General features: G+C 56.8%; 21 protein-coding genes. 7 read left to right on the top strand and 14 right to left on the bottom strand.

Annotated features, from left to right (window positions below):
- Positions 1 to 28: 28 nt before the first annotated feature.
- From QU606_RS07450 to QU606_RS07400, 11 genes are read right to left on the bottom strand one after another with little or no spacing between them, the layout of a single operon-like run.
- Positions 29 to 1,246 carry a hypothetical protein gene (locus QU606_RS07450; protein ID WP_277379294.1) on the bottom strand — a complete coding sequence of 406 codons (1,218 nt, stop codon included), beginning with the start codon at positions 1,244 to 1,246 and terminating at the stop codon, positions 29 to 31.
- Positions 1,239 to 2,036, bottom strand: a complete 798-nt coding sequence (locus QU606_RS07445; protein ID WP_277379295.1) for a glycosyltransferase — start codon at positions 2,034 to 2,036, stop codon at positions 1,239 to 1,241. The genes QU606_RS07450 and QU606_RS07445 overlap by 8 nt, the downstream gene beginning before the upstream one ends.
- A 42-nt stretch (positions 2,037 to 2,078) precedes the next feature.
- Positions 2,079 to 2,723 (bottom strand): acyltransferase, encoded by a 645-nt coding sequence (locus QU606_RS07440; RefSeq protein ID WP_304998262.1) that lies wholly within the window; start codon positions 2,721 to 2,723, stop codon positions 2,079 to 2,081.
- 55 nt (positions 2,724 to 2,778) lie between these two features.
- Positions 2,779 to 3,762: a glycosyltransferase gene (locus QU606_RS07435; RefSeq protein WP_277379297.1), complete on the bottom strand. Its 984-nt coding sequence runs from the start codon at positions 3,760 to 3,762 to the stop codon at positions 2,779 to 2,781.
- The gene (locus QU606_RS07430) at positions 3,759 to 5,069 is read right to left on the bottom strand and encodes a hypothetical protein (protein WP_277379298.1); all 1,311 of its coding nucleotides are present in this window, start codon (positions 5,067 to 5,069) and stop codon (positions 3,759 to 3,761) included. The genes QU606_RS07435 and QU606_RS07430 overlap by 4 nt, the downstream gene beginning before the upstream one ends.
- On the bottom strand, positions 5,066 to 5,998 hold the full coding sequence (locus QU606_RS07425) for an NAD-dependent epimerase/dehydratase family protein (RefSeq protein ID WP_277379299.1): 933 nt from the start codon (positions 5,996 to 5,998) through the stop codon (positions 5,066 to 5,068). The genes QU606_RS07430 and QU606_RS07425 overlap by 4 nt, the downstream gene beginning before the upstream one ends.
- Entirely contained in the window at positions 5,998 to 7,713 is a 1,716-nt protein-coding gene (locus tag QU606_RS07420; protein WP_277379300.1) for a thiamine pyrophosphate-binding protein, read from the bottom strand. The genes QU606_RS07425 and QU606_RS07420 overlap by 1 nt, the downstream gene beginning before the upstream one ends.
- A gap of 3 nt (positions 7,714 to 7,716) precedes the next feature.
- Positions 7,717 to 9,030, bottom strand: a complete 1,314-nt coding sequence (rfbH, locus tag QU606_RS07415) for a lipopolysaccharide biosynthesis protein RfbH (protein WP_277379301.1) — start codon at positions 9,028 to 9,030, stop codon at positions 7,717 to 7,719.
- 24 nt (positions 9,031 to 9,054) lie between these two features.
- Positions 9,055 to 10,140, bottom strand: a complete 1,086-nt coding sequence (gene rfbG, locus QU606_RS07410) for a CDP-glucose 4,6-dehydratase (protein WP_277379744.1) — start codon at positions 10,138 to 10,140, stop codon at positions 9,055 to 9,057.
- Between the two features lie 2 nt (positions 10,141 to 10,142).
- Positions 10,143 to 10,916 (bottom strand): glucose-1-phosphate cytidylyltransferase, encoded by a 774-nt coding sequence (gene rfbF / locus QU606_RS07405; RefSeq protein WP_277379302.1) that lies wholly within the window; start codon positions 10,914 to 10,916, stop codon positions 10,143 to 10,145.
- A 12-nt stretch (positions 10,917 to 10,928) separates the two neighbouring features.
- Positions 10,929 to 11,918 (bottom strand): FAD-binding oxidoreductase, encoded by a 990-nt coding sequence (locus tag QU606_RS07400; RefSeq protein WP_277379303.1) that lies wholly within the window; start codon positions 11,916 to 11,918, stop codon positions 10,929 to 10,931.
- 502 nt (positions 11,919 to 12,420) lie between these two features.
- On the opposite strand from QU606_RS07400, the gene QU606_RS07395 reads away from it, so the two are divergent.
- Entirely contained in the window at positions 12,421 to 12,753 is a 333-nt protein-coding gene (locus QU606_RS07395) for a helix-hairpin-helix domain-containing protein (protein WP_024074176.1), read from the top strand.
- 14 nt (positions 12,754 to 12,767) lie between these two features.
- On the opposite strand, the gene QU606_RS07390 is transcribed toward QU606_RS07395, so the two are convergent.
- Positions 12,768 to 13,346: a TetR/AcrR family transcriptional regulator gene (locus QU606_RS07390; RefSeq protein WP_024074177.1), complete on the bottom strand. Its 579-nt coding sequence runs from the start codon at positions 13,344 to 13,346 to the stop codon at positions 12,768 to 12,770.
- Positions 13,347 to 13,480: 134 nt separating this feature from the next.
- Between QU606_RS07390 and QU606_RS07385 the strand changes: the two genes are divergently transcribed.
- Together QU606_RS07385 and QU606_RS07380 are read left to right on the top strand one after the other, a co-directional pair.
- Positions 13,481 to 14,125, top strand: coding sequence for a GntR family transcriptional regulator (locus tag QU606_RS07385; protein WP_102624386.1), 645 nt, complete (start codon positions 13,481 to 13,483; stop codon positions 14,123 to 14,125).
- A 15-nt stretch (positions 14,126 to 14,140) separates the two neighbouring features.
- A complete protein-coding gene (locus tag QU606_RS07380; RefSeq protein WP_069075533.1) occupies positions 14,141 to 14,989 on the top strand; it encodes a DUF1989 domain-containing protein in 849 nt (282 codons plus the stop codon).
- Between the two features lie 8 nt (positions 14,990 to 14,997).
- On the opposite strand, the gene QU606_RS07375 is transcribed toward QU606_RS07380, so the two are convergent.
- Together QU606_RS07375 and eat are read right to left on the bottom strand one after the other, a co-directional pair.
- Positions 14,998 to 15,165 (bottom strand): DUF2897 family protein, encoded by a 168-nt coding sequence (locus QU606_RS07375; RefSeq protein WP_012722955.1) that lies wholly within the window; start codon positions 15,163 to 15,165, stop codon positions 14,998 to 15,000.
- 111 nt (positions 15,166 to 15,276) lie between these two features.
- Positions 15,277 to 16,641: an ethanolamine permease gene (gene eat / locus QU606_RS07370; protein ID WP_024074180.1), complete on the bottom strand. Its 1,365-nt coding sequence runs from the start codon at positions 16,639 to 16,641 to the stop codon at positions 15,277 to 15,279.
- 320 nt (positions 16,642 to 16,961) lie between these two features.
- On the opposite strand from eat, the gene kdpF reads away from it, so the two are divergent.
- From kdpF to kdpC, 4 genes are all read left to right on the top strand, one after another.
- On the top strand, positions 16,962 to 17,051 hold the full coding sequence (gene kdpF / locus QU606_RS07365; protein ID WP_003218754.1) for a K(+)-transporting ATPase subunit F: 90 nt from the start codon (positions 16,962 to 16,964) through the stop codon (positions 17,049 to 17,051).
- Between the two features lie 9 nt (positions 17,052 to 17,060).
- Complete coding sequence (kdpA, locus tag QU606_RS07360) at positions 17,061 to 18,755, top strand: potassium-transporting ATPase subunit KdpA (RefSeq protein ID WP_024074181.1); 1,695 nt, start codon at positions 17,061 to 17,063, stop codon at positions 18,753 to 18,755.
- 11 nt (positions 18,756 to 18,766) lie between these two features.
- Positions 18,767 to 20,824, top strand: coding sequence for a potassium-transporting ATPase subunit KdpB (gene kdpB, locus QU606_RS07355; protein ID WP_370531091.1), 2,058 nt, complete (start codon positions 18,767 to 18,769; stop codon positions 20,822 to 20,824).
- A 64-nt stretch (positions 20,825 to 20,888) separates the two neighbouring features.
- Complete coding sequence (gene kdpC / locus QU606_RS07350; protein WP_024074183.1) at positions 20,889 to 21,434, top strand: potassium-transporting ATPase subunit KdpC; 546 nt, start codon at positions 20,889 to 20,891, stop codon at positions 21,432 to 21,434.
- The last annotated feature ends 42 nt before the right edge of the window (positions 21,435 to 21,476 follow it).

Raw genomic sequence — 21,476 nt, 5'->3', positions numbered from 1 at the left:
TCAGGCGTCGCGTAAGGGAAAACTTTGGTTAAAGCTTCCAAAGCTTCTTGTTCAGTCTGAAGCTCGAAAGGTAGACGAACAGTCTCGATATGTTCATGAACCTATTAGGGCCTACGATGTAAAGAACAGCCTTTAGTAACGAGTTGATGACCTGAAGTTTTCCAGAATGATTTTGTGCATCACCAAACCCCGCCGATTTGTATGGCCCGCCTGTTTCGAACAAGTAGTTCTTTTTGGCAAATTGGTAGACGGGGCCGCTGGCATCGAAAGGCTCATGGCCAGCAGGCAGCTCATCCAGTACGCTGGCGTAGGCCCTTCTCAGCGTAGGCGAAATGTATTTCCCGTTGCTCATATAATCAAAGGCGTAGACTGCGCTGGAAGGAAAGGCTGAAAAGCTGGAGAGTCGTTCCTTGTAATAGAAACTGACTTCCAATAGGTCTTCACGTTTTTGCTCCCTTCCCGCAAATGCTCGCTTGCTCAAGAGCTCCGGATGTTTCTCGTCAAATGAACTGAAGTGGAAGAAAATCAACGGGAACTCCCCGTTTACCGTATAGCCTCCCTGGCCATCAGGGGACAGGGTGCGCTCATGGCTATTCCAAAAAGCCATGTTGTAGCCAAGATTGAACGATACGTGCAGGGTCGGGAAGAAGCATGGCGCGATGCTGACCCACTTCTGATCGGTCGATAGCCCGAATTGCGTTTCGAAATAGCAATGCTCCAGGCAGCGTTCATTCCACCACTGTAGAAAGCGTATCCCTTCTGGCGTATTGGAAACTGCGTAGAAGCCCAGGTTGAAGGAGCCAAAGCGAAGCATCCCGACATCACCCTCGACATGAGGCGTGACGTAGTGGGGCGTTAGAATGATGTCACGCTTACCGAGTTCGTCCCATAGGCCATCTAGGCGGCTGAATACGCACGTGTCGGGGTCAAGGAAGATAACCTTCTCGTGCTGCTCAAGCAGCTTCAAAGTGATCCAGGGCTTGAGGCTGGTGCTGAACTCCACGATGTCGTATTTGAAGGCGTAGTGCCGGACATCTGGCAATCCGATCTCTTCAACCCAATGGAACTCTGCCAGGTGAGTTGGGAGATCCATCTCGACCTTGCGATCAAAAATATAAATCTTCAGTTTAGGTTGACCGAATTTAACCAGCGACTCGGCCAGCACCAACGCTTTGGACAAGTAAGCTAAGTTACACACAGTAAAAATGGCTGAGCGCTCGACGGTCATGCCTTTTTCATCAGTCACGTTTAAATATTCCTAATGTATTGATTACCCTGACGAGGATCTGAGAAGTGCAATAGAGGGTCAGTAATCTTGTGATTCTGAGCGCGAAGCCGAACTGGCAGCTCATGAGCGCAGAAAAAATAAGTTTTAGGTTCGAGGATACCGTGTCTTTTATTCTGGACCATGAGTACGCCCGCATTGAATACGTGCGACCCGCAATACGGTAGCGGCTGTCAGCCTGCTCGGTGATATGGTCGAAGCCAGGTGTAGCTCCGCAGACGCCAATTCGGTAACCCTTGTTCAAGGAGTCCAGGCAGAGTTTATAATCCACGCTGTCGACAAAGTAGCTGCAATCCATCCAGTCAAGGGCTTTGAGTTTATCCAGGAAATAAAGACTGCCGCTGTTGATCAGTAGGGGCACGTCCCGTACTGACGCGCTTCCATCGGCCTTGAAAGCGATCGCGCTGAACGAATTGTAAGCGTCGAGGTTGTCGGTATAGTTTTTTTCGACATAGGTCAGTGTTTCTTCGTTGAATCCCGTGTCCTGATCAAAAAACAGAAGCGCCGAGTGGCCCCGCTGATAGGCATTGGCACATACTGTTGATATACCGATTCCCAGCCCCAGATTTTTACCACAGGTAAAATAGTGGATCTGCGGAGAATGTTCGGCAAATTCTCGCACGCTGGCATTATCAGGTGAATTGTCGAATATATAGACTTCAAACCCGTTTGCCGAAGTCAATTCAAGCCTGCGCAGTAATTCAACGCCGGCGTGATAGACAACAATCCCTACTGCAATCTTACGTGTCATGCCATACCTTTGATATGTGGAGCCGCCCGAACCAGGTCACGTTTAAACACTTAACCATTTGCTCTCTTTATCGCTCCATACTTTCACGACCCTAGCGGGGCTACCCACGGCGATGACGTTGCACGGGATATCTTTGGCGACGACGCTATTGGCACCGATGATAGACCCACTGCCAATGGAGGTGTTCGGCAATATGACGACATTGTCCCCGATCCATACGTTGTCGCCAATGGTCACAGGGCCACTGCTGGACAACTTTCGTTCGAAAGGTGTTTCGTAGGGGCTGGACTGGTCCTCCCCCGAGTATGAGCCGTGGGAGTGGTCTGTAATATGGATTTTGCTGCCCATCAAAACATTACTGCCGATGGTGACCCCATTACAGCACGCAATATGCAAGTGGTCGCTGGCAGAAAAATTCTCGCCAATTTCGATACAAGGTTGATAGGTGAAGCTGATGTATTGAGAGATGGCATGTAACCACAGCCCTTCACCAACTCTGAAGTTATTGCCCAATGTGATGTGTTCGAGGCCAAAAACCTTGGGGGCGCGGCCAAGGTACGCAAGACGCCCTGCTCTGGGCAAGATGCGAAGATGAATGAATGCACGCCATACCAATAGCATTCGACCTACCAGTAGCGGAATAATGAACAGATGGTGTTGCTTTAGTTTCTCAAGGACGTATGACACCGCAGTTTACTCGTGCTGGCATGCATTGACAGATAAAAGCTGAGTGCAAGGTAACCTAATCGCGTGGCGATGGGGGGGGATTACGCGTCCGCCGCAGGTACAGCTCGGCCAAGCCTTTGAGCAATGGTTGCGGAAAAACGGATATCACCATTACTATCCAGCCAGGGTAGTTCACCGCTAACCTCAAGACCTTCCGATACTCCCTGTAGACGCGGTAGTTTAACAACCCTCGCGACCTCAACGAAACCATGCCTTTGACAGTGAAAGCGCCTGACACTTCGCCAAAGCGCGTGCATGCCTTGAGCTTACTTGCGAGTGAATAACTGACAGGCAATGAGAGGATGAAGTTTACCCAACTAGTCAGGCCGATCTTGAAAATTTTGTCGGTGTGGGCCCAGCTGGTTTTGGTCAATCGCTGGTTTTCAAGTGACTTAATGGAGACTTGGTGTAGCCAGTGGATCATGAATGGGCGTCGTGCAATAGATTCGAAGATGATTCCCGTTTGTATGAAGTTGGAGTCGGTATAACGGGGGAAGTTGGCGCTCGCTATCATCGACTTATTATAGATCAGACAGCTCATGCAGCTCATCAAGCCGCCAAGATCTTCGAGTAATGTATCGGCATCCTGATAGGTGGTGCTTGGAATATCAATTTTCCCCACCAGATTGACCAGCACGGCATCGTATGTCTTATCGGTTGATAGCAGGTTCAAGACGGTTTCAATGTCTTTGGCATGGATTTTCGAAGTGTCACCTAGCAGCCAGGTGTATTCCGTAGTTGAAAGCAATAGTGCGTTTTGGAAGTTTAGGTCGGCTCCCAGGTTTTCACTGTTTCGTGAATAGTGCAGCAGGGGGTAATCGGCTTTCCACTTTTCAACGATCGTTGCCGTGTCGTCGGTCGAGGCGTTGTCCGATATAAATATTTGAATGTTGTGTTTTCTGAATGCTGGTATGTGCTCAGCCAAAGAACAGTCAAGAAAATCTGCACGGTTATACGTGGGCAGGGCGATCGATAACAACGGGTTAGGTTGCAGACTCATGGCGACGGCCTTTTGAATGATCGGAAAATCCAGTAAACCCATGGCAGGACAAGCAGGTAGGCACTGACGAAGCCGGAAAACAGGTATTCGAATGGAAGGTATTTTGCCGCCAGCCATGTCGTGATCGCCACATACAGCCCATTGCTCACCGATACCATCACGAGCGGCTCTTTTTTATGTGCTCTCATATAGATGGCCATCGCGTTGATGGTCAATTGCAGCAACCAGCCTACGCAGACCATCAACAAAGAGGGGGTCGGCAACAGACGGTTTTCTACGAGGGGATGGTCTTTCATAAACCAAGTGAAGGTAAACAGTGCCGCCATGCCTGCGACGTAAGTCATGATGGACAGCGAAATCCCTTTTTTGAAAATTCTATCCAGTTGCAGAGTATTGCTCTGCGCCGCGAAAATATTTATTTTTGGCGTGATAATGGTTATCCAGATATTGGCGATACTGAACATGGCCATACAAACAGCAATCGACAAGCCCACCTGGCCTGCTTGTACTGCGCCGTGATAGTTGAACGTGAGCGGTGTGAAAATCGATAGAACGAAGTATCCACTTATCCAGCTCAGTGCAAACCGCCACATGAGCGGCATGATTTCCTTGAACCATGGATGGCTATTTAGCCTGGCCAGCCTATACAGTTGACTGAGCATGGCCTTGTAGCGACGAAGGATGATCACGGAACCGGCCAGCGCGCTTGCCAATAAAGAAAGGGCCAGTGCATACAGGTTGGCGCCGGTGATCAGCAGACCGACGCTGACTAGGACACTGATGATGCTGATGTGAAAACGAATTTTTTGAATATCGCCTACGCTGTCGCAGCCCTCGATAAACGACAACGCAATGCTGTTGATAAAGACCAGGACTGATGCAGCCCCATAAAGCAGCCATGGGAGCTGCCAATTGAGGGCGACGTTCTTGCCACTTAGGATATAGTAGCCTATCGCAAGCACAGCGGGGAAAACGACCAGTGCCATCACGGTCGCCCACCTCATGGCAAAGGACAGCAGTGTCGCGAGGCGGCTGATATTTTCAGGGGGGCCAGAGAGTTCTTTCTGGCTATTGAATTTAAGGTGAGCGAACTCATGTGAGGCGAATAAAAGCAATACCGCAGAAAACCCCATGTCTGCAAACACGGCGAGTGCAGCCATACTGATAAACGTATACCAGTAGCCTTGCGCTTCAGGTGATAAATAGATTGGCACCAATATCAGCAGGGCTGGGCCCGAGAGCAGTCGCCAAAGCTGATTGATTGCAGTGTTGCGGAAGTCGTGATTGAGTATTTTTTTTAAATTCATTTGAAGAGTTGAGAACGTTCGATTTCATGTGTCAACCCATCAAGGGAGTTGAAGTGGGGTCGATAGCCCAATGTCGCTGCAACTTTGTTCTCGGAGTAGTAGTGCTGCTTGGTGCCGGTGGCATTGAGCGCTGGCGATGCGCCCTCGACAGTGAACTGCAGACCAAAATTTTCGTGAAGATGATTCAGGATTGAAAATTTATCGGTGGAGCCCTTTGTATAGCAATCGACGGCCAGATTGATATCACCACTAAACCTCAGCGTGTTGACTATCAAACCGTAAAAGTCGACGGGTGTTATGTAGTCGCGATATATATTAAGCGCTGACGTAGTCAATACGGTATTTTCATGAATAGCGCGCAGAGCGTCTGTGATGAAATAACGCGCACTCAAGTCCTGCGACCGGCTGAAATAATTGAACACCCGGACGTCAACAATGTTGTGGTCTGTATAAGTCCGATGACGTGCCTCGGCATAAAATTTTGCCACCGCATACCAATCCGTTGCTTTCAGGTTGTTTAGGTCGAATAAAGCAAGGCTTTGAGCATTTACGGGGGCGTCAAAGTTGCAACCATAGGCGGCACCGCTGCTCAGGAACAGGTAGCGGCACTTGTTATTGATTTTAAGATAGTCCAGTGCCAGCTTGTCATATTCATAGGTCACCTCAAAAATGGCTGAACCCATCTTCACCGCCAGAGCAGGATCGCCGATCCCGACAAAGTTGATAATCGCATCGAAATGGGTTTTGGTATTAAATTCGGCGTACTCGAAGACGTTGATTCTTCTCTGTTCTGCCAGCGTCAATCCGGACGCATCGAGTTTGTTCTTGTCGCGCAAAAACAGGCCCAGTGTGCAGTCTGTATCCGCCACCAGAGAGCGAGTCAGGTCTTTGGCAATTTGGCTGTTTGCGCCAAATATTGCGATATGCATCAGCGTGGCGTCCGTGGTTTTTCAGGCAGTTGTTCATCGATCGACCGGCCAAACTCAAGCCGAGGCCGACATTCCCGGGCGTCAGGCATCATCAATTCGATCAGTGCGGGCCGAGGTGACTCAACAAATGACCTGACCTGCGCCGTAAACGCATCGTGTGTGGTGGCCACTGAGGACTCAATGCCATAGGCCTCGCCTATGGCTTTGAACTGAGAAGTGTAGCCATTCCAGTAGGTCGACGAGTTGCGCCCCTCGAAATACATTTCCTGAAAGCCGCGAACCATTCCCAGCGAGTGGTTGTTGAATACGACCACCAGCACGGGCAGCCGGTCGCGCGCGATGATGTCCAGCTCTTGGATATTGAGCTGGGCACCACCATCGCCGGTGATGACGATCACAGGTTTTTGACCTGCGTTGCATACGCCTATGGCGGTTGGAATCGCAAAGCCCATGGTGCCCAGTCCACCGGAGTGATGCATGGATTGGTCACGGCTCAGGCGTAGTGTGTGGGCGGCCCACATCTGGTTATTGCCCACGTCGGCAACATAATCGACGGCGAGCCCTTTGGTCTGCTCGGCCAGAGCCGAAAAAATCACAAAGGGACTGACGGACCAGTCGGTGTACTCGTCGATGAAACTGCGCTCGAAATCAGTTCGTAACTGATCCGTCCACTCAGGCCATGCTGCGTTTTTCGGCAGGTTGGATATAGTGAACCCAGCGAAAAATGTGTTCAGGTCCATCACATGGGACGAATGCGCCTGAACCCGGTTGTTCAGTTGCCCTTCCATCAGGTCGATTTGTACGATCCTGGCCTTGCGCGCGAAGTCCTCGGGTTTTGCACCCGTTTGGCGAACATCCATGCGGCTGCCCAGTACCAGCAGGAAGTCACAGTTTTGCACTGCGTAATTGGCGGCGCGCGTACCATAAGCACCCAGCATTCCTAGGTAATTGGCACTTGCCGGAATCTTTTCCGCCCCTTTCAGGCTGGCGACAAAGGGAACTCCTGATGTTTCCAGTTGTTCGAGCCATTGCGCAAAGCTACGCGTATTGACTGCGCCCCCGCCCAGCAAGATCAACGGTCTCTGTGCGGATGCCAGAGCTCTGCCGACCGCCTCTATGTCAGATGTGTGCATCTTAGTCACAGCCTGTTCGGCCTGAGGGGCCAGCAACGCTTTCACCCGAGCGTCATCAATTTCGGCCCGCTGGATATCCATCGGAATATCCAGCAACACCGGGCCTGGGCGTCCTTTCCTGGCGATATCAATGGCTTCTTGCAAGCATGGGAGCAATTCGTCGACATGTCGGATCTGGTAAGCGTACTTGGTGATGCTGCTGACCAGCGCCACGCTGTCGAGCTCTTGGAAACCCTGCTGACGGATGTTTTTCTCGCCTTTGAGTTCGTAGGTGTTGACCTGGCCTGTCAGGAATACGCAGGGATGGCTGTCTAGCCAGCAATCGGCGATGCCGGTGATCAAGTTGGTGGCCCCCGGCCCGCTTGTGCCCAAGGCGACGCCGAGTATTTCGTGGTGGGTTGCACGCGCGACTGCGGACGCAGCAAACGCTGCTGCCTGCTCATGGTGAACAGAAACCAGCTTGGTCTTGCCCAACTGGTTGATGCTGTCAACCAGGTGCGTGATCATTCCGCCGATCAGTTCGTAACCATACAGAACCTTGTTCTGTGCAAGAACCAGCGCCACTGCATCCGATGCTTTCATCGTTTAGAAACCAATCCCGAAGAATTCTTCCAGTTTCTCGCCAACAAAGTCGAAATGCTCCTGCCCCAACGACGGTTGTACGCCGAGCCAGAAGGTCTGGTTCATGGTGCGATCGGTATTGGTCAGTTCACCCACTACGCGGTACTCCAGGTTCTGGAAGTAGGGCTGTCGGGTCAGGTTGCCGGCGAATAGAAGGCGTGTGCCGATTTTGTGCTGGTCAAGGTACTTGAGCAGGTCGACACGGTTGACGCCACTGCTTTCCTTGAGTGTCACCGGGAAGCCGAACCATGAAGGGTCGCTATTGGGGGTCGCTTCGGCGATCTCGAGGAATTCGGACAGGCTGGACAGACGCTCCTTGAGCAACTTGAAGTTGCGCTTGCGCGTGTCAATGAAATCCTGGGCCCGCTCGAGTTGGGCCAGGCCGCAGGCGGCCTGCATATCAGTGATTTTCAGGTTGTAACCCAAGTGTGCATACACGTACTTGTGATCGTAACCTTGAGGCAGGCTGCCGTATTGCTGGCCGAAACGGTCGCCACAGGTGTTGTCGCAACCTGGCGCGCAGTAGCAATCACGGCCCCAGTCGCGGAACGACTCGGCAATCACTTTGAGCATCGGGTTGTTGGTGAACACCGCTCCGCCTTCGCCCATGGTGATGTGGTGGGCGGGGTAGAAGCTGAGGGTGGCGATGTCGCCGAATGTGCCGACCAGCTTGCCGTCGTAGGTTGCACCCAGGGCGTCGCAGCAGTCTTCCACCAGCCACAGGTTGTACTTGTCGCACAAAGCCTTGACTTTGCCCAGGTTGAACGGGTTGCCCAGGGTGTGGGCCAACATGATCGCTTTGGTTTTTGGGGTAATGGCGGCTTCGATCAGGTCGGCATTGATGTTGTGGGTGGCCATGTCGACGTCGACAAACACCGGGATCGCGCCAAATTGAACGATGGGGTTGACCGTGGTCGGGAAGCCCGCTGCCACGCCAATCACTTCGTCGCCCTTTTTGATCGCCCGCTCGCCAAGTTTGGGCGAGGTCAGGGTGCTGAAGGCAACCAGGTTGGCGGAAGAGCCGGAGTTGACCGACAGCAGGAATTTGACTCCGATGAATTCAGCCAGTTTTTTCTCGAATTCAGCATTGAAGCGGCCGGTGGTCAGCCAGCCGTCCAGGGAAGCCTCGACCATCAGTTGCAACTCTCGCGCACCGATCACTTTGCCGGACGGTGGGATAACGGTCTCGCCGGCCACGAACGGCTTGCTCGCCAATGCGACGTTGGCATATTGCTCGACGAGCTTGCTGATTTCCTGGCGGAGCATATCGGGTGTCATGAAAAATCCTGCTAAAAAATAGAGTTAGTTGCTGTTGGCACGCATGGCGAGCATGTAGGCGTTGATTTCATCCAGGCAATGGGCCTGCATGTCGTTGCCGCTCAACCAGGCGCGATGCCAGGTAACAATCCGGGCGAGCGCGGTTTCAAGGTTCCAGCTGGGCGTCCAGTGCAGGTGCGCGCGTGCCTTGGAAATGTCCAGCTTGAGGTAGTTTGCCTCATGCGGCTGCGGGTCCTGGTCCAATTCCCAACTGGCCCCCGTACCCCAGGCCTGTACCATGTGATCAAGGATCCACTCCACCGGGCGTGCATCTTCATCCTTGGGGCCGAAATTCCAGCCTTGGGCAAAGCGATGCCCAAGAGTCCAGAGGTGTTCAGCCAAGACAAGGTATCCACTGAGCGGTTCCAGCACGTGTTGCCATGGCCGGGTGGCCTTCGGGTTGCGTATTGTGACGGGTTGTCCCTTCTCGAAGGCACCGAGAATATCAGGTATCAGCCGGTCTTCTGCCCAATCGCCGCCGCCAATCACATTGCCCGCCCTGCCGGACGCCAACGCTGCGCCTTGCGGATGGTTGAAAAACGACTTGCGGTAGGCACTGGTGATCAGCTCTACGCAGCCTTTGCTGTTACTGTAGGGATCATGGCCGCCCATGGGTTCGTCTTCACGATAGCCCCATTCCCACTCGCGGTTCTCGTAGCATTTGTCGGTGGTGACGTTGACGATAGCCCGCAGGTTGGGGCATTGCCGCGCGGCTTCGAGCACGTGCAGGCTGCCCATCACGTTGATGGCGTAGGTCTCGACCGGCTCGCGGTAAGACAAACGGACCAGTGGCTGTGCCGCCATATGGATTAGCACGTCGGGGTTGAAGCTCGTCATGCTATGGGTGATGGCCGCAAGGTCGCGAATGTCGCCCTGCTCTGACTCCATGCCTTCGGCCACCCTGGCCTCGACGAACAGGGCAGGGTGGGTTGGCGGCGCCAGGGCAAAGCCCTTCACCTGTGCGCCCATGCTAGTCAGCCACAGTGACAGCCAGCTGCCCTTGAACCCCGTGTGGCCGGTCACGAAGACTCTTTTGCCTTGCCAAAAGGCAGGAGAAACGGTCGACTTCATATTCAGTCCCAGGATTTCCAGGGCGCTTTGCCCGACTGCCAAAGCTCCTCCAGATAGTGTTTGTCACGAAGGGTGTCCATGGGCTGCCAGAACCCCGGGTGTTCGTAAGCCATGAGCTGGCCTTCGGCAGCAAGTTTCATCAGCGGCTCCTGTTCCCAGGTAGTGCTGTCGTCCTCCAGGTACTTGAGCACTGTGGGGCTCAAGACGAAGAAACCGCCATTGATCAGGGCTCCATCACCCTTGGGTTTCTCCTTGAAGTTCAGCACTTGGCCTTTCTGGATATCCAACGCGCCGAAACGGCCGGGCGGGAATGTTGCCGTGAGCGTCGCCGCTTTGCCGTGCGACTTGTGGAAGGCCAGGGTCGCGCTGATATCAAGATCGCTGACGCCATCACCGTAGGTGAAGCAAAAGGCTTCTTCGTCTTTGACGTAGTCGGCGACGCGACGCAGGCGACCACCGGTCATGGACTCGTCGCCGGTATCGACCAGGGTGATGTTCCAGTCTTCGGCGCGTTGGTCGTGCACCTTCATGGTGTTGTCGCGCATATTGAAGGTGACATCGGACATGTGCAGGAAATAGTTGGCGAAGTACTCCTTGATCACATACCCCTTGTAGCCACAGCAGATAATGAAGTCATTGATGCCATGCGCGGAGTACATCTTCAGGATGTGCCAGAGAATAGGCTTGCCGCCAATCTCGACCATGGGTTTTGGACGTACGCTGGTTTCTTCGCTTAGCCGCGTTCCCAGGCCACCGGCCAAAATAACTGCTTTCATGCTGTCTCCGGGTCAATTCGAGCTTACAAAGGCATCAGAATGGAAATGTTTGAGGGGCAGGCCAGCCTGAGTCAGCAGCTCGCGTGCAGCGTGGATCATGGCTTCGGAGCCACAGGCATAGACCGAGGTGTCGGCCAGGTCAAGACTTTCTGCAAGGACGGCCTGTTGAACGTAGCCTGTTGCACCTGGCCATTGTGTGTCCGCGCGTGAGAGCACGGGGCGGTAAGTCAGGCCCAGCGATGGGAAATCAGGCTGCCAGTACAGGTCCTGTTCCGTACGGCCGCCCCAGTAAACGTAAATGCACTTGCCGCGGAGTGTTTCCGGTGCAGCACTCAAGGCTTCAAGCATGGCCTTGACCGGGGCGATTCCGGTTCCGGTTGCCATGAACACCAGATTCGTAGTGCTGGCACCGCGTAGGCAGAAGGTGCCCAGCGGGCCTTCCAGCCTGAGCAGGTCGTTGGCTTGAGCTTCACCAAACCAGTACTGGCTCATGACCCCATCGGGTACGTGGCGGATATGCAGTTCCAGCTTGGCATCCTCACGTACGGCATTGGCGATGGAGTAACTACGGCGCACGCCATCTTTGCCTATGACGTCGATGTACTGCCCCGGAAGGTAGAAGAGTGCGCTTTTTGGAGGGGTTCTGAGGACGACCCGTAGCACGTCGTCCGCCAGGCGTTCCAGGATATCGAGGCGGCAAGGCATGGTTTTGATCTGGATGTCGGCCAGCAAGCCCAGGTCTTCGAGATCCAGCTCGACATCGGTGACGGCAGCCCGGCAGCAAGTCAGGATGGCACCGCAGGCACGCTCTTCTTCCGTCAGCGCGAGTTCCGGTTGCACCACCTCTGTATCGCCTTGAAGCACGTTGGCCTTGCACACGCCACAACGGCCGGTACGGCAACTGTATTCCAGCACTATGCCTTGTGACTTAGCGCAATCCAGAAGGCTCTTGCCAGGGTCAGCCGTAAACGACTTGTGGTTCGACAGTGTAACAATCGACATGCGTCAGGCACCACGCTCAGGGTTGGCGTCACAAGGATTCGATTTATCCGCTGGAATGTGGGGAATGACCCACATCTGCCCAATACTTTTGATACCCATGTACGTATACATCTCCTGTCGTCATTACCCCGAAAGTCATAAAACATTCAGTGCGCAGACTACGCCCCTGGCGGGGACATTTTTCGTAGAGTTTAAAGCGGATAGAAGCTGCTGGCAGTAGGGCGCGCCAGCTGAATCGCATACACAACTCGCGGCAACATCGCGGCACTTTGCTGCTTATTGAATAGCGGACTGCCCATTGGTGGCGGCAATTCTACCTGCTTGGGACCTTAACTGGAAATGCAGGATAACCGGGGGGCTGCGCAGGCCGTTTCACTGGCATTGCGGGTTGGGGTCATACGTTGTTACCCACCTGTTTTTGACTCCTTCCAAACATCACCTAAGTTAGAAAAGCAGCTTCGGAAAGCTGCTTTTCTCTTACCAATGTCATGGAGCGTCACCAATGCAAAACACCTACCTCTCCTCCCTAATCTTCGCCTTCCTCACCACGCTCTCCGTCACCACCACCGCAGCCCCGTCGATCAAACCCGAACCCCCAACCCCCATGGCGGCGCAGATGGTGCAGGTCGAGCAAGCCGCCAAGGTCAACCTGAATGCCGCCGACGCCGAAACCCTGCGTCGTGATCTCTTCGGCATCGGTGCGGCCAAGGCCAAGGCGATCATTGCCTACCGCGAAAGCAACGGGCCGTTCGCGGCGGTGGATGAGTTACTGGAGGTAAAGGGCATCGGCAAGGCGCTGTTGGAGAAGAACCGCGAGAGGCTCTCGATCAACTAAGGGGAGGAGGCCGGTCACTGACCGGCCTTTTCGTTTTCTGGAATCTGCGCCTTCAGGCTCTCACGTGCCACTTCCATGATGCGCGCGGACAGTTCCGTATTCTCGACACTCCTGGCCAGTACCAGTGCACCCACCAGGGTCGACATCATCACCAGGCTTTGCGCATCGCCACGTCCATCACCTAACGCCGTTTCAATCTGCTTGAGCCTTGCGCCAAGCACGTCGTCGGTGGTTGTACTCGGTTGGCCCCTCAGGCCCAGTTCCGAAGACATGGTGGGCAGCGGGCATCCCTGATCCGGTGAGGTCAGGTGCCATTCCGACAGGTAACTATCAATAAATGCCTGCAGCGGCCGTTCCTGGCTGAACAGCATTTCGCAATGGGCATCCAACTCCGCCGCGGCCGCCTGCAGAGCTTTCTCCACCAGTTCATCCTTGGATTTGAAGTGCGCATAGAACCCACCGTGGGTCAGGTTCAGCGCTTTCATCAGCGGTTGCAGGCCGGTGGCGCTTATACCGTCGCGGCGAAAGCGTGCGGAGGCTTCCTTGATGATGCGTTGGTGGGTCTGGGCTTTACGGTCGGGTGAGTAACGCATGAGGTTGCCTCGTGAGACGTGGCGGCACTTTAACGAAAGTTGTTTCTTTTTACACATCTACTCGGCGCTATAGGCTTTGGCATGAAACGTGATTACGTCTTCCGCATGGATTGTTCAACAATCGTGAGGTGATGATGACGCTCAGTTTGTCTTTAGCTGACCAGATTGCCCTGGAGCTGCGGGCCGACATTATCGGTGGCCGGCTTTTGCCAGGGATGGCGTTGGTCGAGGCGGATCTGGTCAGGGCCTACAACGCGTCGCGCAATACGATTCGCGAGGCGTTGCATCGTTTGGGGCAGGAGGGCTTGACCCGCTATGTGCGTAACAAAGGGGTGATGGTCCGCCGGTTGGAGCGTGAGGAAGTGCGTGATCTGTTTGTCGTCCGCCGCACCTTGGAGTTGCAGGCTATTGCCCAGAGCGGCGCGCTGACGGGGGATCAATCCGAGCGCATGCAGAACGCGATCGAGGCCACGACCCTGGCTCGCGAGCGCGAGGATTGGCGGGCGGTGGCGACCCACAGCCTGTTGTTCCATCAACAGATTGTCGGGCTGATGCGCAGCCCTTTGTTCGATGAGTTTTTCGCCCAGGTGATCGCTCAGTTGCGCCTGGTGTTTTGCGCGGCGCCCGATGAGCAGCGCTTCCAGTCGCCCTGGCTGGAGCGCGATCGTGAGATTTACGCGTTACTGGTCCAAGGCGATAAACCCGCGGCAGGTGATGCGATGCGCGTGTATCTGGAGGATTCGGAACGCCTGTCGTTGGCCCTGTTTACCCACCCCTGATCGAGGATCTGAATCATGTACAAAGACTATCCGGCCGCTTATCAGGTCAGCAAAGGTTCGGCGTTGCAGGTCGACACGGCATTTTACGAGCGCATTCGTGAGCGAAAAGACCAGCGCACGTTGATCGAGCAGTTCGAGGTGCCGATTCGCACGGGGAGGGCGTGGAAGGTGCCGGCCGGGCATGTGTTTCGTGTCACCACGCCGGTGGGGCCGCAGGTGGGTGACTTCAACGTGTGGAACGCCAACGACCCACGCGAACGTCTGTGGGCGGCGCGCACGCGTCAATTGCAGGGCGCGCATGTCAGCACCCATGACCGGCTATGGTCGAACCTGCCATTCCTGCGACCCCTGGTGACCATCACCGATGACAGCCTGGCGAGTTATGGCATCGACGAGCATGGCGGTCGCCTGCACGATTTGCTCGGCACGCGCTGTGATCCCTATGTGAACCGCATGCTCACGGGGGAGGATTTCCATCACCATTGCCACTCGAACCTGACGCGGGCGGTTTTGCCCCACGGCCTGACGGAATTCGACGTGCATGACGTACTGAATATTTTCCAGTGCACAGGCCTCAATCACGACGATATGTACTTCATGAAAGCCTGCCCAGCGCAGAAGGGCGATTACCTGGAGTTTTTTGCCGAGATTGATTTGCTGTGTGCGCTGTCGACCTGCCCGGGTGGCGATCTGTCGTTGCCGATGTGGGGGCCGGATGCACAGGACCCGCTGACGGTGTGCCGGCCGCTGGGGGTTGAGATCTATCGGTTGGAGGATGAGTTGTTGAACGGCTGGAGCCAGCCGGAGCGTGCTGCCTATAAGGGGCAGCACGGGTTGCATATTGCCAAGGCGGCTTGGGAGTAACCCAAGGTTCAGCGATCCTGCGCATCCTTGGCATCGGCCTGGGCGTTGCGTTCGGCCACGCGTTTGCGTTGTTCGTCGGTAAGTTCCACCTTGTTGGCGCTGTCACGCAGCATCATCAACCCACCGACGATCGACCCGATCGCAACCACCAAAATCAACCATGCGTACCACGGCATAACGCTCTCCTTGAGGCAGATTGCCGTGGGAGAGTTTTCCCACGGTAATAACTGCTTTGAGTAACAGGCTTTCTGAGTAGTTCAGTGTAGGCCTGTTCCGCCTCATTAACCTTAGAGCCCGGTCAACATTGCGTCCGCTGGCGCATCCGCACGATCCTGCGCGGTCAACTGGAAGTAGATGAAACCCGCCACCATGAAACCCAGGAAGATCAAGCCGATCAGCGCGTTGAACCAGGCCATGGCCACCAGGCATACCACCGCCAGCATCAGCGCAATGCCCGGCACGATCGGGTAACCCGGTGCGCGGAAGGTGCGCTCCAGCAGCGGCTCGGTTTTGCGCAGTTTGAACAGGCTGAGCATGCTCATGATGTACATCACGATGGCGCCGAACACCGCCATGGTGATCATCGCCGCGGTCAGTGTCATGCCGCCGAGGTTGATCAGGCCGTCGCTGTAGATCGCCGCGATGCCGACCACGCCGCCGGCGATGATTGCCCGGTGCGGTGTCTGAAAGCGTGACAGTTTGGCCAGGAAAGACGGCAGGTAACCGGCACGGGCCAGGGCGAAGAACTGGCGCGAGTAGCCCAGGATGATGCCGTGGAAACTGGCCACCAGCCCGAACAGGCCGATCCATACCAGCATGTGCAGCCAGCCGGAGCTTTCACCCACCACGGTTTTCATCGCCTGTGGCAGCGGGTCGTTGATATTCGACAGGGTGCGCCAGTCACCCACGCCGCCGGCGAAGAACATCACGCCCATGGCCAGGATCACCAGGGTCAGGATGCCGCTGATGTAGGCCTTTGGAATGGTGCGCTTGGGATCTTTTGCCTCTTCAGCCGCCATGGCCGCACCTTCAATGGCGAGGAAAAACCAGATGGCGAAGGGGATCGCGGCAAACATCCCGGCAATCGCCGGGGCGCCGAAGGTGTCGGAACCGGCCCAGCCATTCAGTGCGAAGTTGCTGAAGCTGAAGGCCGGGGCGACCACGCCCATGAACACCAGAAGCTCGGCGACAGCGAGCACGCACACCACCAATTCGAAGGTGGCGGCGAGTTTCACGCCGAGGATGTTCAGGCCCATGAAGACGATATAGGCGCCGACGGCCGCGTGTTTCGGGTCCAGTGCTGGAAATTGCACATTCAGGTAGGCGCCAATGGCCAATGCGATGGCGGGCGGGGCGAAGACAAATTCGATCAGGGTCGCCAGCCCGGCGATCAAGCCACCTTTCTCACCAAAGGCGCGACGGCTGTAGGCAAACGGCCCACCCGCATGAGGAATCGCCGTCGTCAGCTCGGTGAAACTGAAGATAAAGCAGGTGTACATCGCCGCGACCATCAATGAGGTCACCAGGAAGCCCAGGGTCCCGGCAACGCCCCAGCCATAACTCCAGCCGAAGTATTCACCGGATATCACCAGCCCGACGGCGATGCCCCATAAGTGCAGGGTGCCTAGGGTGGGTTTGAGTTGTGTGTTCATCGTGATGCGCTCCGTGAACGGTTTGGAATGTGATTCAAGGTGTTGCAGCGGACATGCCATGCCTCCCAACCGTGTCGTAAAGCGGCGCAACTGTCGTCTGGGGGATGGTTTGGCGTTTGAAATTTTCCGGTATTGCACCAGATAAGTGCGGGGGTGGCTGGGAGGGCCTCATCGGGGGCAAGCCCCCCTGTAAACCCCGCATAAACCCACTCTTTACGCCGTCTTTACGCCCCGACCACCCCGTCGCTCTCGTTCCTTTACACCACTCCTGCCGACAATTGCCCCACACGCGGCACTCGCCGCTAAACGGAGAGACTTCCATGAGCGTTCTGGACGGGGTGTCACTGCTATTGGCCGTGGCGCTGTTCATTTATCTGCTGGTTGCGCTGTTACGCGCGGATCGGAACTAGGAGCGGGCTATGCACAGTTATGACTATTGGCTGATCATCGCCTTCTTCGCCGTGGTGCTGGTGCCGGCGCCGTTTCTGGGTCGGTTCTACTACAAGGTGATGGAAGGCCAGCGCACTTGGCTCACCCCCGTGTTCGGCCCGGTCGAGCGTGCGTGTTATCGCATTGCCGGGGTAGATGAGCAGCAGGAACAAAGCTGGCAGAAATACATGCTGGCCTTGCTCGCGTTCAACCTCGCGGGCTTTTTGCTGTTGTTCGCGATCCTGCTGTTCCAGGACTATCTCCCACTGAACCCGCAGAAATTGCCGGGTCAGGAATGGACCCTGGCCTTCAACACCGCGGTCAGTTTCATGACCAACACCAACTGGCAGTCCTACAGCGGTGAAGCCTCTCTGAGCTACCTCAGCCAGATGGCCGGGTTGACCGTGCAGAACTTTGTCAGTGCCGCCACCGGCCTCGCCGTCTTGGTCGCGCTGTGCCGTGGGATCGGTCGCAAATCCACCCAGACCCTGGGTAACTTCTGGGTCGATATGACCCGCGCCACTCTCTATGGTCTGTTGCCGTTGTGCCTGGTGCTGGCGCTGTTCCTGGTGTGGCAGGGCGTGCCGCAAACCTTCGCCCATTACGTGGATGCCGTGACCCTGCAAGGCGTGGATCAAGTGATCCCCCTGGGCCCGGCGGCGAGCCAGATTGCGATCAAGCAATTGGGCACCAACGGTGGCGGTTTCTTCGGCGTCAACTCGGCACACCCGTTTGAAGACCCGACCGCCTGGGCCAACCTGTTCGAGCTGGCCTCGATCATCCTGATCCCGGTGGCGCTGGTGTTCACCTTCGGCCACTACGTCAAAGACCTGCGTCAGAGCCGTGCGATCCTCGGCTGCATGCTGGCGCTGTTCCTGATCGGCGGCGCGACGTCGCTGTGGGCCGAGTACCAGCCCAACCCGGCGCTGAACAACCCGGCCGTGGAACAGACCGCACCGCTGGAAGGCAAGGAAGCGCGCTTCGGCACCACCGGTACCGTGCTGTGGTCGGTGACCACCACCGCGGCGTCCAACGGTTCGGTCAACGGCATGCAGGACAGCCTCAACCCGCTGAGCGGGATGGTGGCACTGGTCAACATGATGGTCGGCGAAGTGATCTTCGGCGGCGTCGGCGCCGGCATGTACGGGATGCTGCTCAACGTGTTGATTGCCGTATTCCTCGCCGGCCTGATGATCGGTCGTACCCCGGAATACCTGGGTAAGAAGTTGCAAGCCAAGGAAGTGCAGTTGCTGGTCGTGACCTTGATGGTGATGCCGATTGGTGTGCTGGTGCTGGGTGCTATTGCCTCCAGTTTGCCTGGCCCGGCCGGTGCCATCAGCAACCCTGGCCCTCACGGCTTCAGCCAGTTGCTTTACGCCTACACCTCAGCCAGTGCCAACAACGGTTCGGCGTTTGGCGGTTTCAGTGCCAACACCCCGTTCCATAACTTGATGTTGGGCCTGGGCATGTTGATCGGTCGTTTCGGCTACATCCTCCCGGTACTGGCCCTGGCCGGCAGCCTGGCGATGAAGAAAACCGCACCGATTGGCCAGAACAGCTTCCCCACCCACGGCCCGCTGTTCGTGACCCTGTTGACCGTGACCATTTTGCTGGTGGGCGGCCTGACCTTCCTGCCAACGCTGGCGCTGGGCCCCATTGCTGAACACTTGAGCATGGGTTTCTGAGGGATATGAAAATGAATATGCCTGCAAAAAACGCGACCCCGGTCAAACACCAGGAACCCGCCAAAACCGCTATTTCCGCCCTGTGGCGCCCGGCGCTGGTCCAGGCGTTCGTCAAGCTCGACCCACGCCAGTTGCAACGCTCGCCGGTGATGCTGGTGGTCGAGCTGACCGCGATCCTCACCACCGTGCTGTGCTTTGTGCCGGACACGGCGGTGCCGACCTTCGTCGCCGTGCAGATCGCCGTGTGGCTGTGGTTCACCGTGCTGTTCGCCAACTTCGCCGAAGCCTTGGCCGAAGGGCGTGGCAAGGCCCGCGCCGACAGCCTCAAGGCCGGCAGCGAGGGCTTGAGCGCGCGCCGCAAGGAAGCCGATGGCAGTTTCAAGGCCGTGCCCGCCACCAGCCTGCGCAAAGGTGATGTGGTGCGCGTCGCCGCCGGGGAAATGATCCCCGGCGACGGCGAGGTCATCGAAGGTATCGCGGCGGTCAACGAAGCGGCGATCACCGGTGAATCCGCCCCCGTGATCCGCGAGTCCGGCGGCGACCGTTCCGCCGTCACCGGCAACACACGCCTGGTCTCGGACTGGCTGCTGATCCGCATCACCGCCAACCCTGGCGAGTCGACCCTGGACCGCATGATTGCCCTGGTGGAAGGGGCCAAGCGCCAGAAAACCCCCAATGAAGTCGCGCTGGATATCCTGCTGATCGGCCTGACCCTGATCTTCCTGCTGGTGGTAGTGACGCTGCAACCGTTCGCTCACTTCGCCAATGGCAGCCTGCCCTTGGTGTTCCTGGTCGCCCTGCTGGTAACGTTGATTCCGACCACCATCGGGGGCTTGTTGTCGGCCATCGGTATCGCTGGCATGGACCGCCTGGTACGCCTCAATGTCATCGCCAAGTCCGGCCGCGCCGTGGAAGCGGCGGGGGACGTGCATGTGTTGCTGTTGGACAAGACCGGCACCATCACCTTTGGTAACCGTCGCTGCTCGGCCGTGGTCGCGGCACCGGGTGTGAGCGGACGGGAGTTGGCCGAAGGCGCACTGCTGGCCTCGCTGGCGGATGACACGGCGGAAGGCAAATCCATCGTCGAATACCTGCGGGCCTTGCACCCTCAGGCCGAGCCGTCCCTGGATGAATTGACCGCCGTCCCGTTCACCGCTGAAACCCGCTTGTCGGGCGTCGACTACCAGGGGCGCGTGTTCCGTAAAGGCGCCGTGGATTCGCTGCTGGCGTTTATCGGTCAACCACGCAGCGACCTGCAACCCGCGCTATCGCGGGAGATCGACAAGATCGCCCAGAGCGGTGGCACACCGTTGCTGGTGTGCGCCGATGGCAAGTTGCTGGGGGCGATCCATCTCAAAGACGTGGTCAAGCCTGGCATTCGCGAACGTTTCGCCGAACTGCGCAAGCTGGGGATTCGCACCGTGATGGTGACCGGCGACAACCCGCTGACCGCTGCTGCGATTGCGGCCGAAGCCGGCGTGGATGACGTACTCGCCGAAGCCACTCCAGAGAAAAAACTCGCACGCATTCGCCATGAGCAAAATGACGGTCGCTTGGTTGCCATGTGCGGCGACGGTGCTAACGACGCCCCGGCGCTGGCCCAGGCGGACGTCGGCATGGCCATGAACGACGGTACCCAGGCCGCTCGCGAGGCCGCGAACATGGTCGACCTCGACAGCGACCCGACCAAGCTGCTGGACGTGGTGCAGATCGGCAAGGAATTGCTGGTGACCCGTGGCGCGCTGACAACCTTTTCCATCGCCAACGACGTGGCCAAGTACTTTGCGATCCTGCCGGCGCTGTTCGCCTCGATCTACCCGCAATTGGGTGTGCTCAACGTGATGCACTTGCAGAGTCCGCAAAGCGCGATCCTCTCGGCCATCGTGTTCAACGCGCTGATCATCGTGGTGTTGATCCCCCTGGCCCTGCGCGGTGTACGGGTGCAAGCGGCGAGTGCGGCGGCATTGCTGCGGCGCAATCTGTTGATCTACGGGTTGGGCGGGATCCTGGTGCCATTCGTGGGCATCAAGGCGATCGACATGCTGCTGACAGCATTGCACCTGGTTTGACCCGATGCCCGTGGGCACCATCCCCGTGCCCACAGGTTGCAAAGACCGAATTGAGGAGTTTGAAATGTCCAACATAATCCGCCCGGCCCTGAGCCTGCTGGTGCTCATGACCCTGATCACCGGCGTCGCCTACCCACTGGTGGTAACCGGTGTCGCCCAAGTTGCCTTCCCGGACCAGGCCAACGGCAGCCTGGTGCGTGATGCCAGCGGCAAGGTGCGTGGCTCCAGCCTGATCGCCCAGGATTTTACCGGTGACAGCTGGTTCCACCCACGCCCTTCGGCGGGCGCGTTTGCTACCGTGTCCAGCAGCGCCAGCAACCTTGGCCCAAGCAATCCGGCGCTGGCCACCCGCGTGTTCGACGACGCGAACAAGCAACTGGTGCCGAGCCAGGGCCCAGTGCCTCTGGTGTCGCTGACTACCTCTGGCAGCGGTCTTGATCCACACTTGCCACCCGAGGCGATTGCCTATCAACTGGCGCGGGTAGCGGCCGCGCGGAATGTGCCGGTGTCCACGCTGCAACGCTTGCTGGATGCGCATATCGAAAGCCCGCTGGTGGGGCCGCCAGTGGTGAATGTGCTGGCGCTGAACATGGCGTTGGAAAAACTATGATCCTCTGTAGGCACGTGCTTGCTCGCGAAGGTCGTTAACGAT

The sequence above is a fragment of the Pseudomonas sp. OVF7 genome (assembly GCF_030644265.1).
Lineage (GTDB): Bacteria > Pseudomonadota > Gammaproteobacteria > Pseudomonadales > Pseudomonadaceae > Aquipseudomonas > Aquipseudomonas gorinensis.
This window is presented reverse-complemented; position numbering and strand designations above follow the sequence as displayed.

Bases quoted from the DNA above. Each gene is read 5' to 3' on its own strand.
- rfbH (WP_277379301.1), bottom strand. From the start codon at position 9,030: ATGACACCCGATATGCTCCGCCAGGAAATCAGCAAGCTCGTCGAGCAA.
- QU606_RS07430 (WP_277379298.1), bottom strand. From the start codon at position 5,069: ATGAATTTAAAAAAAATACTCAATCACGACTTCCGCAACACTGCAATC.
- rfbF (WP_277379302.1), bottom strand. From the start codon at position 10,916: ATGAAAGCAGTTATTTTGGCCGGTGGCCTGGGAACGCGGCTAAGCGAA.
- kdpA (WP_024074181.1), top strand. From the start codon at position 17,061: ATGCACAGTTATGACTATTGGCTGATCATCGCCTTCTTCGCCGTGGTG.
- QU606_RS07385 (WP_102624386.1), top strand. From the start codon at position 13,481: ATGACGCTCAGTTTGTCTTTAGCTGACCAGATTGCCCTGGAGCTGCGG.
- QU606_RS07425 (WP_277379299.1), bottom strand. From the start codon at position 5,998: ATGCATATCGCAATATTTGGCGCAAACAGCCAAATTGCCAAAGACCTG.
- eat (WP_024074180.1), bottom strand. From the start codon at position 16,641: ATGAACACACAACTCAAACCCACCCTAGGCACCCTGCACTTATGGGGC.
- rfbG (WP_277379744.1), bottom strand. From the start codon at position 10,140: ATGAAGTCGACCGTTTCTCCTGCCTTTTGGCAAGGCAAAAGAGTCTTC.
- kdpB (WP_370531091.1), top strand. From the start codon at position 18,767: ATGAATATGCCTGCAAAAAACGCGACCCCGGTCAAACACCAGGAACCC.
- QU606_RS07390 (WP_024074177.1), bottom strand. From the start codon at position 13,346: ATGCGTTACTCACCCGACCGTAAAGCCCAGACCCACCAACGCATCATC.
- QU606_RS07375 (WP_012722955.1), bottom strand. From the start codon at position 15,165: ATGCCGTGGTACGCATGGTTGATTTTGGTGGTTGCGATCGGGTCGATC.
- QU606_RS07395 (WP_024074176.1), top strand. From the start codon at position 12,421: ATGCAAAACACCTACCTCTCCTCCCTAATCTTCGCCTTCCTCACCACG.
- QU606_RS07445 (WP_277379295.1), bottom strand. From the start codon at position 2,036: ATGACACGTAAGATTGCAGTAGGGATTGTTGTCTATCACGCCGGCGTT.
- QU606_RS07420 (WP_277379300.1), bottom strand. From the start codon at position 7,713: ATGAAAGCATCGGATGCAGTGGCGCTGGTTCTTGCACAGAACAAGGTT.
- kdpF (WP_003218754.1), top strand. From the start codon at position 16,962: ATGAGCGTTCTGGACGGGGTGTCACTGCTATTGGCCGTGGCGCTGTTC.
- QU606_RS07435 (WP_277379297.1), bottom strand. From the start codon at position 3,762: ATGAGTCTGCAACCTAACCCGTTGTTATCGATCGCCCTGCCCACGTAT.
- QU606_RS07380 (WP_069075533.1), top strand. From the start codon at position 14,141: ATGTACAAAGACTATCCGGCCGCTTATCAGGTCAGCAAAGGTTCGGCG.
- QU606_RS07400 (WP_277379303.1), bottom strand. From the start codon at position 11,918: ATGTCGATTGTTACACTGTCGAACCACAAGTCGTTTACGGCTGACCCT.
- kdpC (WP_024074183.1), top strand. From the start codon at position 20,889: ATGTCCAACATAATCCGCCCGGCCCTGAGCCTGCTGGTGCTCATGACC.